Source organism: Rufibacter roseus (genome assembly GCF_001647285.1).
Taxonomy (GTDB): Bacteria; Bacteroidota; Bacteroidia; order Cytophagales; family Hymenobacteraceae; genus Nibribacter; species Nibribacter roseus.
This window is the reverse complement of the sequence record NZ_LRML01000007.1, coordinates 88,111-104,592: the sequence shown is the minus strand read 5'-3', so window position 1 is coordinate 104,592 and position 16,482 is coordinate 88,111. Positions and strand designations below refer to the sequence as shown.

The window sequence follows — 16,482 nt, the reverse complement described above, 5'->3', positions numbered from 1 at the left end:
TCTCTCATACATGGATGAGTTACTCAGATTAAAAGAGCTTGCTGACTATAAAATATTAGATACTTTACCAGAAAAAGAACTTGACGAAATTGCTCAAATAGCTGCCGGTGTTTTTGATACTCCTATTGCCTTGATCACCTTGGTTGATAAAGACCGCCAATGGTTTAAGGCGAATGTAGGGCTAGATATTAGCGAAACTCCCCGTAAAGACGCCTTCTGCCAGCATGCCTTACATAAACCCAACGAAGTGCTGGTAGTAGAAGATCCATGCCACGATGAGAGGTTTAAAGACAATCCGCTGGTGTTAGGTCACCCAGATATTAGATTTTACGCCGGGGCACCATTAGAAACTCCGTCCGGGCAGGTGCTGGGTACGCTTTGTATTATAGATGATAGGCCCAGAACCATCACTAAAAACCAAAAGCAGGCCTTAATGGCACTGGCTAAAAAAGCGATGGACTATCTTAACACTAGAAAACAACTTCTGGAGCAAGATAGGTTGCTGGAGCTAGAGGCTGCACGGTTCAAGAAAATGACTGACCAGGCCCCTGGGGCAATTTACCAACTGGAAATGAAACCTACTGGTGAAATGTCTTTTCCATTTATCAGTAGGGGGTTTACTGTCATTCATCCTAACCTAAAGCCTGATGAACTGGAGCAAGATGCCAGTCTGGCGTTCAATGTAGTGCACCACGATGATCTTGAATACGTGAAAGGCAGTCTTCTGGAATCTTTCGCGACGCTGAAGAACTGGAGTGTGGAGTACAGGGTAATAGAAGAAAACGGTGAAGTGCACTGGCATTGGGCGCATGCCAAACCAGAACGAAAAGAAGACGGAACGGTGGTATGGTACGGTACTTTTCAGGATATAACAGAGCGGAAAGAATACATCAAAACCCTGGAGCAAATATTGTTTGATATATCACATGTCATGAGGCGCCCTGTAGCCAATATGTTAGGGTTAACTACGGCAATTACTGAGCAAGACCTAAATCTTGAAACACTTAAAACGTGCGCCAGCCATCTTAAAACCGTATCTGAGGAAATGGATAGCTATATCAGAAAGCTCAGTGACACCTATTATGAGGCCCAGCAAAAATTAACCGGTAAAAATGGCACTGAACAAGGTGAGATAACCTCTTGATGGCTATTTAAAGTATAAGAGACGAAGTGCTGGCGCAGCAACTCATTTAATTATGGCGTTTTAGGCCTCCTTTTTGAAAAACAGCCTGAAAACAGAACTAATCAATTTTTATGACGAGGTTTAATTAACAAAACTGCTTTTAGCTTATGCAGCCACTGGGTAAATATATAGTTATCATAGGTTTGGTAATAGTGGGCATAGGACTACTTGTTTGGCTGCTGGGCCCCAGACTAGATTGGTTCGGGCGCCTGCCTGGCGATGTAAGGGTGAGTAAGCCTGGGTTTAAAGTATTTGCCCCTTTTACTTCCATGTTGTTGCTAAGTGTGCTGCTTAGTTTGGTGCTTTGGGCGATTCGGCGTTTCTTTGGTTGATGTTTTCATCCTTTTCCTTCCATCATTCTTAAGCCGTTCTAGCTACTGAACCTGTATGTTCTTCGTGCTTTCTAAAATTCTGCAGTACCTGGCCATGCCTTTGCTGTGGATTGTGGCGCTGCTTCTTTTTAGCCTGATTTCTAAAAAACAGCCCAGAAAAAGGAAATCCTTGCTGGCGGCAGTTCTGCTGCTGCTCTTTTTTACCAATCCATTTATCTCAAATGAAGTGTGGCTGGCATGGGAACCGGAGGCGGTGCTGATGAAAGAGGTACCCAAGTATGATGCTGGCATTGTGCTTACGGGGGTGACAGAGGTAAACAAAGCTCCTTATGATCGGGTGCATTATTCTGAAGGCCCGGAAAGGATTCTGGAGGCAATACAACTGTACAAGCTTGGTAAGATAAAGAAGATTATCATTTCAGGGGGCTCTGGTGCTTTAAAAGACGTAGCCAGAACAGAGGCTGAAAATCTGCAACTGACAGCACTTCTGGCAGCTGTTCCGCAGAAAGATATTCTGCTAGACGAGCAAAGCCGCAACACCCGGGAGAACGCATTGAAAACAAAAGAGCTGTTAACCAAACACCCTGAAATAAAGAGCTTGCTTTTAATAACTTCAGCTTTTCATATGCGCAGGGCCAAAGGGTGCTTTGAACAGGTAGGGTTGAACTTTGATACTTTCCCAGTAGATTTTAGAACCCACAACAGAAGTTTTTACCTTGACGATCTGTTCATACCAAGCACCGAAGCCCTATCTAAATGGACTAACCTGATACACGAATGGCTAGGTTACATAGTGTATAAAGTTTTAGGCTACTCGTAAGGGTATGGCAGTGCATCTAAAGCTTGTTACCCAATAAATTATTGACTGTACAGGGGAATATCAGTATCACATGGAATATAAAGAGAGACAAACTTATTTTCTGCAAAAAGCAGTATTACCTGTACGGTGGCAATGGCCAGTTCTGTTTCTTTTAGTTATTAGCATTTTGGTCAATATCATATTGTTCTGGAAAATTAGTATAAAAGAGCAGGATGCAATGGTTGCGCGGCAACAGGAGCGGCAGAGTGCCATGCAAATTATGCAGCTAGAGCAAAAGGTTTTTCAGGCAGAAAGCGAGTTAGCTTTTATGCGTAGCCCGCTTACGGAGGTAATTCTGTTGAATGGGGTTGGCCAAAAAAATAACAAGGCAGTTGCTACCACTTTCTGGAACAAAGAAACAAAGGAGCTAAAGCTAAATAGTAGTAACCTGCCAGAAGCACCGGAAGGAACGCAATATCAGTTTTGGGTGCAGGATAGGGGAGAACCCTTGTCAGCAGGTTTCATAGAAAAGTCAACGCAGTCTTTGCAGCGCATGAAGCCAACTTCCACAGCTCGCGCCTTTATCATAAGTCTTGAAACAGCTGGCGGTAGTACCCAACTGTTGCCAGAACGAGTGGTGGCCAAAGGTGAAGTTGAACCGTAGCCACGTTTTCGGCTTATTTTTTCAAAAACAAGGCTAAAACAGGTTGCAACTGGAGAGATGGCAGAAACTTACTACCCCCTATAACTGTTGGAAAGGAAAGGTGGCAGATTTTTATGCGTTTGCCATTCCTCCTTCAAAAGATAACATGAAAAAGCACTTAGAACCATCAACTCTAGCCTTCATAAAAGAATTACGCCAAAACAATCAGCGCGATTGGTTTGAAAAGAACAGAGATAGATATGAAGCCGCCCGCAAGGATTTCATTCTTTTTTTGGAAACATTGGTGGAAGGTGCCTCTGCCTTTGAACCTGCTTTAGCCGGACAGAAGCCCAAGGACCTCATGTTCCGAATTTACAGAGATGTCCGCTTCTCAAACGATAAGCGTCCGTACAAAGAACATATTTGCGCATATATGGCGGAAGGTGGCCGTAAAACTATAAACCCTGGTTTTTACCTGCATATTAGCCCCGACAACCAATCCTTTTTAGCGGGTGGGGTTTGGATGCCTCCGGCACCTGAACTCAAGGCTATTCGGCAGGAAATAGATTATAACCTAGAGGAACTGCAGGGATTGCTGAATAATGCGGAGTTCAAAAGATATTTTGATGGGTTAGGGGGTGAGAAGTTGAAGACTACTCCTAAAGGATACGATGCTGATAATCCTGCTATAGAGTTTTTACGCCATAAAAGCTGGAATGCCTCTTGTATGTTTTCAGATGAGCTGGTGACCAGTGATCGTTTTTACGATGAAGTTCTTGCTGCTATGCAAGCCGTAAAACCCATCAATGATTTCTTTATGAGGCCCATGCAAGATCTGAAAGCAGAGGAAGTGTAAGAAGTCTAATAAAAATTGTTCATTCGTTTTCAGATATATGCCAGTTCATGATTCAAATTTCTGGGCTGGCATTTCTGTTCATGTGGCTCTATTCTAGGTATTGCAGCCAGAAAGTTATTAACTGGATATCTGCAAAATAGAATAACCTGAGTGTTCAGAATGCGGTAATGGTAGAGTAACGTATATATTGCAGCTCTAACCAATCTACTAGCCTCTATGCTGAAAGAAGGAGAAAAAGCCCCTGACTTTTTATTACCCGATCAACACGGAAACCCAGTAAAACTATCAGAGATGCTGGCTCAGAAAAATGTTGTGCTGTACTTCTACCCTAAAGATGAAACCTCGGGTTGTACAAAGCAAGCCTGCTTTTTCAGAGACATGTATGAGGAATTTCAGGAGCAGGGAGCAGAAGTGATCGGGATTAGCTCAGATGATGCTGCCTCACACAGCAAGTTTGCCCAAAAGCATCAGTTGCCTTTTGTGTTAGTGGCAGATGCAGGAGGTAAGGTAAGAAAGCAATACAAAGTACCCCGTACGCTTGGGGTAATACCAGGCAGGGTGACATATGTGATTGATAAAACCGGCACCATACGGTATACCTTCAATTCCATGACAAAACCTCTGGAACACGTTCAAAACACCTTGAAGGTTCTTAAAAACCTTTAATTGTAGTCACTCATATAAAGCTGCATTCTGTTTTGTGGCTAATTTTCAGAAAACAGCCCCAAAACACACAGTATACTTCTTAAGAGCATGGAAAGAGGATAGGGGAAACTGGCAACTGGAGCAGCCGGTTTTACACCGATCATTCCAGCTGGCTTATTGTTGGACGTGCCTTAGGGCACAACCCATTCGCCTTTGGCAATCATCTGTACTTGCCCACCAACATTAATTTCAAATTCATCATTCCTCACTTTGCTCCCCTGCAGCTTTATGGTGGAGTTGCGCCCAATTTCAACCCCTTGCTCTACTAGCAAATCTAGCCTGCCTTGTCCTAAATACTGGTGTTGCAACAGATAACTGAGTAAGCAGCCGTTGGCGCTTCCGGTGGCTGCGTCTTCAATGACCTTTCCTTTTTCAAGCGCTAGCATTCTAGTGTGTAGCTGCCTGTCAGGGCTACAGGTTTCTGGGCAAAAGAAAAATAAGGCTACCGTTACCTGATCTGTCCGCTGTGTTTTATAAAGATTGTGGCGTAAGAGGTATGAGTGAAGGGTATCTGGGTTTATTTGTATGGTTTGTATTTGTGCTAATGAGGTAAGAGGTACAATTAAGAAGGGGAGACCGGTAGAAACCACCTGTACAGGATATTCAGCCTTGAATGCATCTTCTGGTAAGCCAAGGGTAAGCGCAAGATCAGAAGCAGATAGGGGAGGCTCAAACACGGGTTGCACCTGGCGCATAAACAGGTAATCTGGCTTATCGTCTTTATAAGTGAAAGACACAGGAATTTGCCCAACCGGAAGGTTTAGTTTTACCGCCGGAGCAAAGTTCTTCAGCAAAAACTGCTGAACTACATAAGCACTGCCCAAAGATGGATGACCCGCAAAAGGAACTTCATATTCTACGGTAAAGAAACGAGCGTCTACTGTTTGGTCTATCGTGGGTTCTGCTAAAATGAAAGCTGATTCGGCAAAGCCTATTTCTTGTGCCATCTGCTGCATTTGAGCAGTGCTTAATTCTGAGGCATTAAGGAAGACCGCCAACTGATTTCCTTTATAAGGAGCGTCGGCAAAAACATCAACTATGTAAAAAGGAATGGATTTCATGCAGGCAATTTAGGAAGAGCCTCTAGTTTTTGTTCTACGTAGCCGGTAATGAAAGCCACAAGTTTGGTGAAGAAAGCTAGCTGATAGAAATGTTGCTATACTTTGCTTGAACAAACATAAAGAAACCATAAGCCATCAAACCAATGGCAACTGCCGCTAATAACCAGCTGCCGTAAGGCCACGTTTGTAAAAAAGAGAAGGCGCCAGAGGTTCCTTCTGCTGTAGAGGCACTGTGCAGCCAACCAGCTTTAACAAACAAAAAACCAATAATTGAAAACACTATTCCTCTTGATATAAAGCCTACTTTTCCGGCCTTTCTTAAAGCATTTCTTTTGTCAGCTTCCAATCCTGAGATATCTTTCATGTATTTACCACTTACTCCTTTTATGATTTGGTAAATACCATTTCCTATAGTGATTAACCCCACTAAAATGACAAGCCATTTACCGAAAGGTAAATCTAATAGTTTTGAGGTAATTGCTTTTTCATTTGAGCCGTTAGACGAACTGCCAGTACCGGATATGTATTTAAAAGATGCAAAGGCTAATGAGCCATACAGCAAGCCACTAAAAGCAAATGCTATTCTTTTTCCTGTGCCTTTTGCTGAAGTCCCTTCTTCTTCAGTGTCTCTTACAGCCATAATAATGCGCCATACGCTGTAGCAGAGTAAGCCTGTACCTATTACTCCGAGTAAAAATTTTCCTCCTGTGAGCGTATTTATAAACTGTAAAGACTCTGTGCTAGATGACTTTTTGCCACCCATGTTTAAAGCATATGCTGCTGTTAAAGCGCCTGTAATAAAATAAACAATGCCTTTAGCCGCATAACCTAACTTGGCTATGTTCTTGATCCATTCTTTTTGCTTGCTGTTCATAAGAGAGGGTGTAGTAGAAGGGGTATACGAACAAATTGGCTTTATGTACAAGTTAAGGTGGTGAAAGGTTATATAAAGTTAATAGGAGTGATAATTTACAAATTAGAAGTTAGATATGGATGAATTTTCTTGTTGTTAAAGTTGGTCTATAAAAAATGTCTTATGTAGAATTAAAATAGCTATTAAAACAAATAAACTTTTAATTTTTAACAACCAATTTGTTTTATGCTGCAAATGATAAAAATTTTAGCATAACAGGTGATCGGTTCTAAATTAGAGGTAGTAATTGATTAAAATGCTATGAGGTACAATATAAACTAAAAAGGTAGATGAATAACTATAAAACTATGATTAACAATATATTATCTTTTGTTAAGTATACTAATTATTGAAGAATATTTGCTTATGATCAAAATAGGCTAAGAAGACAGTGCAGAAAGAGGCTTGAACACCAACAGGTAACACAATTTGGCTACTAAATTTTTTACGATAACTCTATGTTTAAGTTCTGACTTGTGCAGTAATGGTCATTAGAAAATTTTAGGGTAAGCATATTACTTTCCATTAAATTATAATTGTTGTAGTTACGATGCCTTATATTAAACAAAATCTTTTAATTATGATAATAGGTGATTAATACTTTCTTTAGTGCAAACAACCGACAAGTGTAGTCAATTATTTGGACTAGGTAAGTTTAATATGTAAAGTGTTTGCTTTGGTTGATTTAGAGCGGTAAATGAGAAAATTTGGCCTAGCTAAAAAGTTAAACTTTGTTTTGTTGTTTTGCGGAGTGTTTCAGAGTATGATGTAGATAATAAGATAAAGGAGTTTTGGGGTTATATTTAATTATACCAGCCAGTGGTGGAATGAAAAGGGTTGGCAGTGATAATAGCATTGATATAAAAGAGTGAATAAAATTGTATTAGTAGTTATTTTAATAAGCTAGAGATTAAAAGAGTATGATGTAAAAGTTTGTAAATTATTTGTCGTATCATTATTGCATTGATGTATTTGTCTGAAATATGTAATTATAAAAGTAAAAATTGCTTGTTGTAAGTATACTATTTGTCTTATAACTTTGCATATAACCCTACAAGTGGTAAGTTGTTTTTGTGAATTAATGATTATAAAAGAGGTAATTGGTTGTAATTGTGTCTGCATAGTATATTAATCAAACTAATTTATGATATGCAAAATTTTAATTAAAACATATCGCTCATGTCGCTAAATAAATTTATTTATAATTTCTATTAGTATTTATAAGTTGGGTCGCAGAGATGAATTAACAGTAGAATTTGTTCTAATAAATTTATTGAAGTAAGGAGAGGGGGCTTTACCTTTTCAAACTCATTGAACAATAAAAAACATTTCTAAAAAGAATTGAATAACTTTCGTTGTATCAATGACGATGCCTATCAATTATTTAAGCAAAATTATTGGCGCGAAAGTAGGTGCTCTAATATTTTAGCTACTAAACATTTCTTCTGAAGTCTTGCAGGAGAAGAAAGGAACAGATAAATTTGTGTTACTATTGCAGGCATAGCCTTTGTCAATATGAACAAAGTCTGCGCACGTGGTGAAACTGGTAGACACGCCATCTTGAGGGGGTGGTGCCCTACGGGTGTGGGAGTTCGAATCTCCCCGCGCGCACGATGAACAAAAAAGCCACTGAAACAATCTGTTTCAGTGGCTTTTTGCATTTGCGGAACTTCTGTTTTTTGCCTCTTTTTGAAAAACTAGCTCTAAAACAAGCCATGTCACTGATACTTGAAGGGGTTGTCTGGTTTAACCAACACTACTTTCTCCCGTTCTACAAATACTGACCCTGGTGCGGCTCCCTTAGGCTTTCGTACATACTTTTTAGGGGTATACAGTACAGGGCACAAAGAGTCTGTTCTACGCTTAGAGTAATAGGCTGCCAATTGAGCGGCTGTTTCAATTACCCTCATCGGAAAGGGCTTTCCAGGCTGTAACTTTATCACCACATGTGAACCAGGCACATCTTTGGCATGAAGCCAAAGATCATCTTTGTGGGTATGGCGCAGCGTTAATTTGTCATTGGCTTTCGCGTTCTTGCCCACTAAAATTTTAAATCCGTCTGACTCAAAGGTGTAGAAGGGGAGATCTGGGGCCGCTGCGGGTTGAAGTACTGTATGTTGTTTGAGGTACTGCCTTAATTGTGGGGCAGTCTGAATTTTCTCCAGCTCTTCTAATTGGGTACTTAGCTTCTCTACCTCCTGCTCTTTTCTGGCTGCTCTTTCCTGAAGTAACCGCAGTTCAATGTTTTGGTTTTTGGCTTTCTTGTACAGCCTTTCCGCGGTTTTCTGGGGTGTTTCTGTAGCGCTTAACTTAATGAGGCGGTTTCGATCTTGATAGAAGTCAAAGAGTTCTACTTCCTTGCTGCCGGTTGGTATGTTAGTCAGATTTGCCATGATCACATCTGCCGTTTGGGAGTAGGGGGTGCCATGGTGCCATTGCTCAAGGGTTTCCTGTATCTGCATCCAGATCTTCTGCGCTCCGTCTAACTGTTTTTGCAACGTCTTATGAGCCGTAGTATAATGCTTCTGGAAATACTCCTGTGCCCTGAATTGAGGCACAAAGGCATTAAGGGCATCAATCGGGTTATCATACTTCTCTTTGACGTCTCCTAAAGGTAGAAGCGATAGTCGGAACTGTTTACCAATGTACGATAGGTAAAACTGAGGATTCTCGAGCAGCTGAAGCAGGTTTTGAACTGCCTGCCATTGCGCCTCAGGTTCCATTTGGTCAAATCCCTGGTGCTGCAAGTACAGCAGGGGAACTTCTCCCAGTGTGGGTAGTAACTTCCGCAGGTTCTGAGGTTGTTCGACAAATGTTTCTTTGTTCAGGCGGAAAGGCTGATCCATTAGCCGGTAGTCCAGTTCTAAGTCCTTTGCCAGCTTCTTCTGAAATAATTCTACCGGTTTGTCATCAACAAAAAGAACAAGATTAGAGCGGTTACCGAAGAGTTTAAAAAGAAGCGTTCTATTGTCGGAAAAGCTTATATAAAAACTTCGTTCCTGCTGATGGGGCGTTACATTCAGTACCCGCTTTCCTATTAAGTCCTGAAATAAGTCTACAGAATTTTGCCTGGCGCGGTTAAACGTGTGCGGAAACTGTAAACTAGAAAAAGTAGCCGTTTGAATGGCCTTGATGTAAAAATCACCTTCTTCGGCAGCAAATCCCAGCACCAGCTCATCCTTTTCTTGGCTAAAAGCGGTTTGTAGAGTGTAACCGGTGATTTTTTGATCTAAAGCTTTGGCAAGCTTTTTTAAGAAATAATAATTCTGATGCACTTCTATAAGGTAAAGGACAGCCCATCATAGGCCAAACGAATATGGTCAGGAAGCTCTTGCTCTACTTCGCGGTGCAGGCCCAGCAAGTGACTGATATGGGTGAAATACGCCTGTTCAGGAGCCAAATCTTCTATCAACTCCATTGCCTCAGACAAAGAGAAGTGAGAAATATGAGGCTCTTTACGAAGCGCATTGACCACCACTACTTTTGAGCCTCGTATTTTGCGTCTTTCTTCCTCTGAAATATGATTGGCGTCGGTAATGTAAGTGAAATCACCAATCCGGAAGCCAAACACCGGCAGTTTGTGGTGCATAACCATGATAGGGGTTACCAGAATGCCTTCTACTTCAAAAGGTTTATTGACAATGGGGCATAGTTGTACCCGCGGCACACCTGGGTAGGTAGCGTTGGAGAAAATATAACTGAACTCCTGCTGTAATTGCCGCAGCACCCGTGGGTCGGCGTAAAGGGGCATGTCAGTGTGCTGCATGAAGTTAAAGGCCCTTATGTCATCCATGCCAGCGGTATGGTCTTTATGCTCATGGGTGAACAATAGGGCATCTACCCGCTTAATTCTCTCACGAAGCATTTGTTGCCTAAAATCTGGTCCGGAGTCAATAACGAAACTCTTACCGTTTACCTCCAGGTGCACAGATACCCGCAAGCGTTTATCGCGGAAATCTAAGGAGCGGCACACCTCGCACTCGCAGCCAATAACGGGTACGCCCTGTGAGGTGCCAGTTCCTAAGAAAGTTACTTTCACGCAGTAGTTAAGGTTTGTTGCTTGATAGCCAGATACAGTGCCTGGCTTTCTGGACGAAGGGTTTCGGCTGGAATCTCTATAGAACGCAAAATCTCCACTAAACAGTTAATTCTTCCCTCCAAGGGGAAATATTTGTTTACCACCACCACCTTGGTATCCTTGAGAATACAAAACCCAGACTTAAAGGTACCTTTTTCATAGCGCAGCATATATTCACTCTCCGCAAAAACATCTTCTAGCCGGTTTAAAAATGGCCGGGTGTACTTTAGCTGCATAAAAATTAAAGGGTGTTATAAGCAATTACTGAACGTACTCCTTCACCGTTGCCACTAACATGTCAAAATCAAGCGGCTTGGGAAGATAAGCGTTTATGCCAGCTTCCTTAAATTGTTCTAATGTATAGTTGTTGGCATTACCGGTAACGGCAATAATCGGGATATTAGCTATTTCAGGATTGTCACTGGAGCGGATCTCCTTGGTGCATTCCATCCCGTTCTTCACCGGAATGTTAAGATCCATCAATATGGCGTCAATTTTCTGGTCCTGTACTTTCTTAATTACCTCGCCGCCGTTTTTGGCAGACAGAACTTTATAGTTCTGCAGTTCCAGTATTTTCTTGGTCAGGTTCAGAATTACTGAGCTATCCTCGGCAATTAAAATGGTTTTAGAATCGGCCATGATCAGTTAGATAAAATTTTGTTTCGATAGTGGGCTCTAAAATTAGCAAAAGAAGTTTCTAAATCAGAAAAGGTTTCTGATACATGGGCTACTTCTCCTTTTAGAATGTCGTGTTCCAGGTCCTTGGCTAAGGTAGAAACGTCATTCAAACCCAAAGTAGAGGCAGTACCCTTTATTTGATGCAGTGTACTCAAAATTCCTGAATAATGTTGTGCCTCTATCTCCTTTTTAGCCTCTATCAACAGCTGTGAGGTTTCATCTTCAAATTCAATGTACAACTGCAAGGCAAATTCATAGCCGCCAATGCTACGCAGTTGTTCTACAATCTCCATGTCCAGAAAATCTGACTCGTCTTTGCCGGTGCCTTGCGCAGGTAGCACTTCTTTTCCAATTGAATGGGTGCTTTGGGCTTTTGCATACCAGCGCGATATCCGGTCGTGCAGGTCAGATATTTTTACTGGTTTTGAAATATAATCGTCAAGCCCTTCACTAATGAATTTCTCCGCGTCATCTTTCATGGAATAAGCCGTCATGGCAATAATAGGGGGGCAATCTGAGCCTAGGTGTTTTTTAAGCTCTTTAGTAGCCGTTACACCATCCATTTCGGGCATTTGTATATCCATAAAGATAAGCTCGTAAGGCTTAGCCAACGCTTTTTCAATGGCTTCAAATCCGTTTGAGGCCACATCGGCATAGCAGTTCATACGCTCCAGCAGTTTCAGGGCTACCTTTTGGTTTATCTGGTTGTCATCAACCAGTAGCAGTACTGGAGCCGGATCAAAAATGCCAATATTTTCCTGCTCCTTAGAAGACAACAGTAAATCATTGATCTGAGTAATGTTTTCAGCCTCTTGACAGGTAATGGTAAACCAGAAGGTACTTCCCTCTCCAGGTACAGACTCTACGCCAATTTCACCACCCAATAATTCACTCAGTTGCTTTGAAATAGCCAAACCAAGCCCGGTGCCGCCAAATGTTTTTGAAGAGGAATTATCAAGTTGGGTGAAGTTGGTGAATAGTATCTGTATGTCTTCAGGGCTAATGCCAATGCCGGAGTCTTTTATACGGAACTCTAACTTGTGTTCTTGTCCCTCGCTATAAAGCTTGTTCACCGCTACACTCACCTGGCCTTCATTGGTAAATTTTATGGCATTAGAGGTAAGGTTAGAGAGTATCTGCAGCAAACGGGTTTCATCTGTAATAATGTACCTTGGAGTGTCTTCTGAAATAGAGAAAGAAAATTGTAGGTCTTTCTGATTTGCCCGGTTGGCAAACAGTGAGTGAATTTTCTCTAATGTATAAAGCAAGTCAATTCCGGAAACATTTATCTGTAGTTTCCCCGCCTGTATTTTAGAAAGATCCAGAATATCGTTCAAGATATCAAGTAACGCATCAGAAGACTTGCGGAGGGTATCAATGTAATCTATTTGCTCCTCGTTAGAGGCTGTGTGGTGCAGCAGGTCTATCATACCAATGATTCCGTTCATTGGGGTTCTCAATTCATGGCTCATGTTAGCCAAAAACTGAGTTTTAGCCTGTAATGAGTTTTCGGCCAGTTCTTTTGCCCTAATGAGTTCGCGCTGTGTATTTTTAAGTTCTGTGATATCACGGCAGACTCCTTCTATGGCCACTGGCTCATCTTCAGAATTTGTGATCAAACGGGAGTTGATAAGAACCTCTAGTTCTTGGTCGTTTTTGGTACGTAGGGTTGTCTCAAAGTTGCGGACACTTCTCTGCTTGGTAAGAGAGTTTAGAAGTTGTTCAAAATCTTCGGGGTAAACATATAATTCCTGAACGTTCTTGCGCATTGCTTCGCTTTGCGTGTACCCTAACATGTCTTCCACAGACGGGCTGAGAAGCTGGAATTCTCCGCCAATGTTGGTTTTGTAGTACATGTCCTGGAACGACTCGAAAATCTGACGGAATTTCTCTTCGTTCTCTGACAGGGCCAACTGAGAAATCTTTTTCTCGGTAATATCCAGTGCAATGGCCGATACGTCTTCAAAACTGCCGTCTTCCAGGTAAATAGGGTTCAGGAGTACTTCATGCCACACGCTGGAGCCGTCAGGCTTGATCAATTCAATCTCGAACTGTTGTGGCTGCCCTTCAAAAGCATGGCTGTAAGACTGCTTCATGAGGTCAAAGTATTCCGCCGATATAAATGACTCTACCAGCTCGCCCAATTGAAGTCCTAAGACAGCCTGATTATTTGACCAGTCAAAGATGAGGTTTGAGAAGTTCTGGTTGAAGGAAGTGAGTCTGTAATGGCTGTTAATGGACCACATTAAATGGGTTCCGCTTTCAAAAATAGCTTTTAAGCGGGCATTCTGGATGTTTATCTGCTCTTCGTTCCGTTTTCTTTCAATGGCCAAGGCCACCTGGTTTGAGATAAAGTGCAGAATTTCAACGTCTGTCTGAACGTACGCTTCTGGGTTTTTGTAATCACGTACCGCAATTACACCAATGATGCGCTCGCCAATGGAAAGCGGTGAGGAGAGCATTACCTCTGGTACCACACCATTAAGCTCTACTTTCCCTTCCTCCACCAGTTTCAGAAAATCATCCTTGGTGGTATATAAAGGTTTACCCGTTTTGATGATGTACTCAGTAATGCCGGCAGAAAATGGTCTTGACAACGACTCACTAGGCAAATCTGAGAGCTGATCTACATAGTACACAAAATTGATGCTGTTTTTCTCGTCATCAAAAAGGGCAATGTAGAAGTTATGCGTTTCAATGATCTTGCTGAGCTCACGGTGTATAGCGCTGTACAAAGACTGTAAGTCTTTGGAGCTGATGGCCAGGTTGGCAATACTGTAATACACCTTCTGCAACCGCTCTGCTTTAATACGGTCGGTAATGTCGTGCAGAATAGCGCGGGTGGCAATAGGTTTGCCGTCTTGCCAGCTACAGTTGATACTGCCAATTAAGTGAATAGGCTTACCACTCTTGGTCAGGAATACTGTCTCGATTTTGTTTACCTCTTCCCCTTTGTAAAGATTACGCAGCTGGTAGATGAGCTTCGCTTTGTAATAAGGGTGTACAATGTCGTTCAGGGTCAGGTTTTCAATGTCAAAATCATTGTACCCCAGCTTCTCTTTCCAGGCGCGGTTAACAAAAATGAATTTGTTGTCAGTGGAAATGTTCTGAATCAAGTCGTGAGCATTGTCAAACAAGTCTTGCAGACGGATTTTATTATCCTTCAGGGCTTCCATGGCAATGCGCTTGTCGGTCATGTCTTTCCCCACAGCCGTAATGCCCACTACTTTCCCTTCGGCATCCATCTCGAACATAATGTTCCAGCGAAGAATCTTTGTAGAGTTAGATTTGGTTAGAAGCTCCCACTCATAATAACTTCGGAGAGATTGGCTCTGAAGCGCTTTCTGTATTTCCTGTATTCTGGTTTGCCGTTCTTTCTCGTCAACAAACAGCTCATAGTAATTCTGACCGATCACTTCTTCGCGTTTGTAGCCTGTGTACTGTAGGAAATAATCATTTACGTACACCACGCGCAAGTCAAGGTCAAGACTTACATAGGCAAGGTTTACCTGGCTCAGGAACGCCCTGAACTGATGCATTGACTCACGTAGAACCTCTTGCCTGCGAACGAGCGCCTGTGCTTCTTTCCGCTGCGTAATGTCACGCACAATGCACTGCACAAAAGATACCCCCTCCAGCTGAATAGGGCTAAAACTGATCTCGCTGTCTAGAATTTTACCGTCGGTCTTTTCTATGCGCCACTCCATGGTTTGGGGCTGCCCATCCAGTACGGCGGCTTCTATGAGTTGTAAAGATTTTTCTACAGAAAAAGAGCCATCGGCCTGCAAAGCAGGGGAGAAGTCGGCAATTCGTTTCCCTAGTATGTCTTTTTTGTCGCAGTCAAGCAACACAGTCGCCTGAAAGTTGCAATCGGCTATTTGGGAGTTTTTTAGAAGGAAAATAGAATCGTTTGATGCCTCAAAAAGGGTCTTGTATTTTCCTTCAGAATAATGAAGTTCCTGCTTTAATTCAAAACGGGAGAGGTAGGCGTTGAGTTCGTAGCCCACATAGTTGATGAATTCTGTAAGGGCGCTGGTAATGTGCAGTGCGTCATCTATGAGCAGAATAATGGTAGCCAGATAGTTGTTGTCTGTACAAATGGGCATGGCCACCACCTCTCTTTTCCGGAACAGGTGCTGAAAATTGCGTGAAATGCTCAGAATAGAACGCTTCTTATCTTTATTCTGCAGCTGGGTAAGAAATTCAGGCTTTAACGCCAGCACGCTTTGGTCTTGCAACAGTTGGGAGTCTTTGCCTTTGCTCTTGATCAACTGCACCATACGCGAAGCAGGCTGAAAAACATAGACCCCGCCTCCGGTAATGTTGGGTCTCTTTATCAAAGCATCTAGGGTAGCGGCCAGTATGTCATCAGCTGTCTTAAGCTTGGCAAATGTTGGAATAATCTGCTGTACAAACTCTTGCTGGTCTTGCCGCTGCCTGCCAGCCTCTGCCGCTTGTTTCGTGTCTCGAATAGGAATGGCAGAACCAAGCACTACATCCTGCCCAAAGTATTTACCACACCTGAAAGAAAGTACCACAGGCAACAATGTTTCTTCCTGGTTTTTAAACCACCAGTCAAACTGTTGGGTTTTCCCTTCGCAGGCCTTTTGGATCCGTTTTTTGAATGCAATTTTCTCTGATGGGTTTAAATCGAAAACCTCAAAAACAGATTTGCCCTGAAGCTGGTTCTTTTCATATTGAATATACTCCAGTGCAGCTTTGTTTATGTCAATGAATACCCCCCTTTTGTCAAGAATAAACATGGGGTCATTGCTGTCTTCAAAGATTTTACGGTAGCTAGATTCTGAGGCGTACATATCACCTACGGGCATAACCTCGGCTGCGGCAGACCTAACGGCAATATAGAGAAACTCGTGGCCGTTCTGCCTTACAAAGCTAGACTTGAAGTAAAGCAGATCGGCACCAAGTGACTTGTCTTTGGCCTGTAAAAAGCCGCTTATGTTTTTTCGGTTACGGAGTAGGCGTAGGTTTTTCTCAAACGTAGGAAGATAGCGTTCATCCAGCAGGTCTTTTATGTTCAGATTTTCTGGCAACCCAATTTGGCCGGGGAATAAAGCCTGAGCTTGTTGATTGATAGCTAAGATTCTTCCGTTTGGGGTGCAAACGAACATGTATTTTCTGCTGCCGCTTACATGCTCAGCCAAATCAATCAACTGCTCTGCTGACGCTACTAATTCACTCTCCTGCGCTGAACTGTTTACTGTACTCATATT

The 16,482-nt window shown here is 42.3% G+C and carries 13 protein-coding genes and 1 tRNA gene; 7 read left to right on the top strand and 7 right to left on the bottom strand.

The features are described from left to right. Positions 1-10: 10 nt before the first annotated feature. The 6 genes from A8O23_RS12175 to A8O23_RS12150 all read left to right on the top strand — a co-directional run bounded on the left by A8O23_RS12175 (position 11) and on the right by A8O23_RS12150 (position 4,479). Positions 11-1,144 (top strand): GAF domain-containing protein, encoded by a 1,134-nt coding sequence (locus A8O23_RS12175; RefSeq protein ID WP_066621586.1) that lies wholly within the window; start codon positions 11-13, stop codon positions 1,142-1,144. Positions 1,145-1,290: 146 nt separating this feature from the next. Continuing rightward, entirely contained in the window at positions 1,291-1,515 is a 225-nt protein-coding gene (locus A8O23_RS12170) for a DUF2905 domain-containing protein (protein WP_066621584.1), read from the top strand. A gap of 55 nt (positions 1,516-1,570) precedes the next feature. Further along, on the top strand, positions 1,571-2,335 hold the full coding sequence (locus A8O23_RS12165; protein ID WP_066621580.1) for a YdcF family protein: 765 nt from the start codon (positions 1,571-1,573) through the stop codon (positions 2,333-2,335). 70 nt (positions 2,336-2,405) lie between these two features. Then, a complete protein-coding gene (locus A8O23_RS12160; RefSeq protein WP_066621578.1) occupies positions 2,406-2,978 on the top strand; it encodes an anti-sigma factor in 573 nt (190 codons plus the stop codon). Between the two features lie 145 nt (positions 2,979-3,123). Then, positions 3,124-3,813, top strand: a complete 690-nt coding sequence (locus tag A8O23_RS12155) for a DUF2461 domain-containing protein (protein WP_066621868.1) — start codon at positions 3,124-3,126, stop codon at positions 3,811-3,813. A 216-nt stretch (positions 3,814-4,029) separates the two neighbouring features. Further along, positions 4,030-4,479 (top strand): peroxiredoxin, encoded by a 450-nt coding sequence (locus A8O23_RS12150; RefSeq protein ID WP_066621576.1) that lies wholly within the window; start codon positions 4,030-4,032, stop codon positions 4,477-4,479. A 170-nt stretch (positions 4,480-4,649) separates the two neighbouring features. Here the strand turns inward: A8O23_RS12150 and A8O23_RS12145 are convergent, their stop codons facing one another. Both A8O23_RS12145 and A8O23_RS12140 read right to left on the bottom strand, forming a co-directional pair. Next, positions 4,650-5,579 carry a PhzF family phenazine biosynthesis protein gene (locus A8O23_RS12145; RefSeq protein ID WP_066621573.1) on the bottom strand — a complete coding sequence of 310 codons (930 nt, stop codon included), beginning with the start codon at positions 5,577-5,579 and terminating at the stop codon, positions 4,650-4,652. Positions 5,580-5,655: 76 nt separating this feature from the next. Then, complete coding sequence (locus tag A8O23_RS12140; RefSeq protein WP_066621571.1) at positions 5,656-6,453, bottom strand: DUF1206 domain-containing protein; 798 nt, start codon at positions 6,451-6,453, stop codon at positions 5,656-5,658. Positions 6,454-8,020: 1,567 nt separating this feature from the next. Between A8O23_RS12140 and A8O23_RS12135 the strand changes: the two genes are divergently transcribed. Beyond that, positions 8,021-8,103: transfer RNA gene (locus A8O23_RS12135), tRNA-Leu, on the top strand. Positions 8,104-8,210: 107 nt separating this feature from the next. Here A8O23_RS12135 and A8O23_RS12130 read toward each other — a convergent pair. From A8O23_RS12130 to A8O23_RS12110, 5 genes are read right to left on the bottom strand one after another with little or no spacing between them, the layout of a single operon-like run. Continuing rightward, complete coding sequence (locus A8O23_RS12130) at positions 8,211-9,767, bottom strand: NFACT RNA binding domain-containing protein (protein WP_066621569.1); 1,557 nt, start codon at positions 9,765-9,767, stop codon at positions 8,211-8,213. A gap of 2 nt (positions 9,768-9,769) precedes the next feature. Beyond that, positions 9,770-10,531, bottom strand: a complete 762-nt coding sequence (locus A8O23_RS12125; RefSeq protein ID WP_066621567.1) for an MBL fold metallo-hydrolase — start codon at positions 10,529-10,531, stop codon at positions 9,770-9,772. Further along, positions 10,528-10,806 (bottom strand): hypothetical protein, encoded by a 279-nt coding sequence (locus tag A8O23_RS12120; protein ID WP_066621566.1) that lies wholly within the window; start codon positions 10,804-10,806, stop codon positions 10,528-10,530. The genes A8O23_RS12125 and A8O23_RS12120 overlap by 4 nt, the downstream gene beginning before the upstream one ends. A 25-nt stretch (positions 10,807-10,831) precedes the next feature. Continuing rightward, the gene (locus A8O23_RS12115; protein WP_066621555.1) at positions 10,832-11,209 is read right to left on the bottom strand and encodes a response regulator; all 378 of its coding nucleotides are present in this window, start codon (positions 11,207-11,209) and stop codon (positions 10,832-10,834) included. Positions 11,210-11,211: 2 nt separating this feature from the next. Then, a complete protein-coding gene (locus tag A8O23_RS12110) occupies positions 11,212-16,479 on the bottom strand; it encodes a PAS domain S-box protein (RefSeq protein ID WP_082883024.1) in 5,268 nt (1,755 codons plus the stop codon). Positions 16,480-16,482: the final 3 nt, after the last annotated feature.

What these genes read in the sequence shown, in the direction of transcription:
- A8O23_RS12115 (WP_066621555.1), bottom strand. Translation starts at nt 11,209, where the DNA reads ATGGCCGATTCTAAAACCATTTTAATTGCCGAGGATAGCTCAGTAATT.
- A8O23_RS12155 (WP_066621868.1), top strand. Translation starts at nt 3,124, where the DNA reads ATGAAAAAGCACTTAGAACCATCAACTCTAGCCTTCATAAAAGAATTA.
- A8O23_RS12150 (WP_066621576.1), top strand. Translation starts at nt 4,030, where the DNA reads ATGCTGAAAGAAGGAGAAAAAGCCCCTGACTTTTTATTACCCGATCAA.
- A8O23_RS12140 (WP_066621571.1), bottom strand. Translation starts at nt 6,453, where the DNA reads ATGAACAGCAAGCAAAAAGAATGGATCAAGAACATAGCCAAGTTAGGT.
- A8O23_RS12175 (WP_066621586.1), top strand. Translation starts at nt 11, where the DNA reads ATGGATGAGTTACTCAGATTAAAAGAGCTTGCTGACTATAAAATATTA.
- A8O23_RS12170 (WP_066621584.1), top strand. Translation starts at nt 1,291, where the DNA reads ATGCAGCCACTGGGTAAATATATAGTTATCATAGGTTTGGTAATAGTG.
- A8O23_RS12160 (WP_066621578.1), top strand. Translation starts at nt 2,406, where the DNA reads ATGGAATATAAAGAGAGACAAACTTATTTTCTGCAAAAAGCAGTATTA.
- A8O23_RS12165 (WP_066621580.1), top strand. Translation starts at nt 1,571, where the DNA reads ATGTTCTTCGTGCTTTCTAAAATTCTGCAGTACCTGGCCATGCCTTTG.
- A8O23_RS12110 (WP_082883024.1), bottom strand. Translation starts at nt 16,479, where the DNA reads ATGAGTACAGTAAACAGTTCAGCGCAGGAGAGTGAATTAGTAGCGTCA.
- A8O23_RS12120 (WP_066621566.1), bottom strand. Translation starts at nt 10,806, where the DNA reads ATGCAGCTAAAGTACACCCGGCCATTTTTAAACCGGCTAGAAGATGTT.
- A8O23_RS12145 (WP_066621573.1), bottom strand. Translation starts at nt 5,579, where the DNA reads ATGAAATCCATTCCTTTTTACATAGTTGATGTTTTTGCCGACGCTCCT.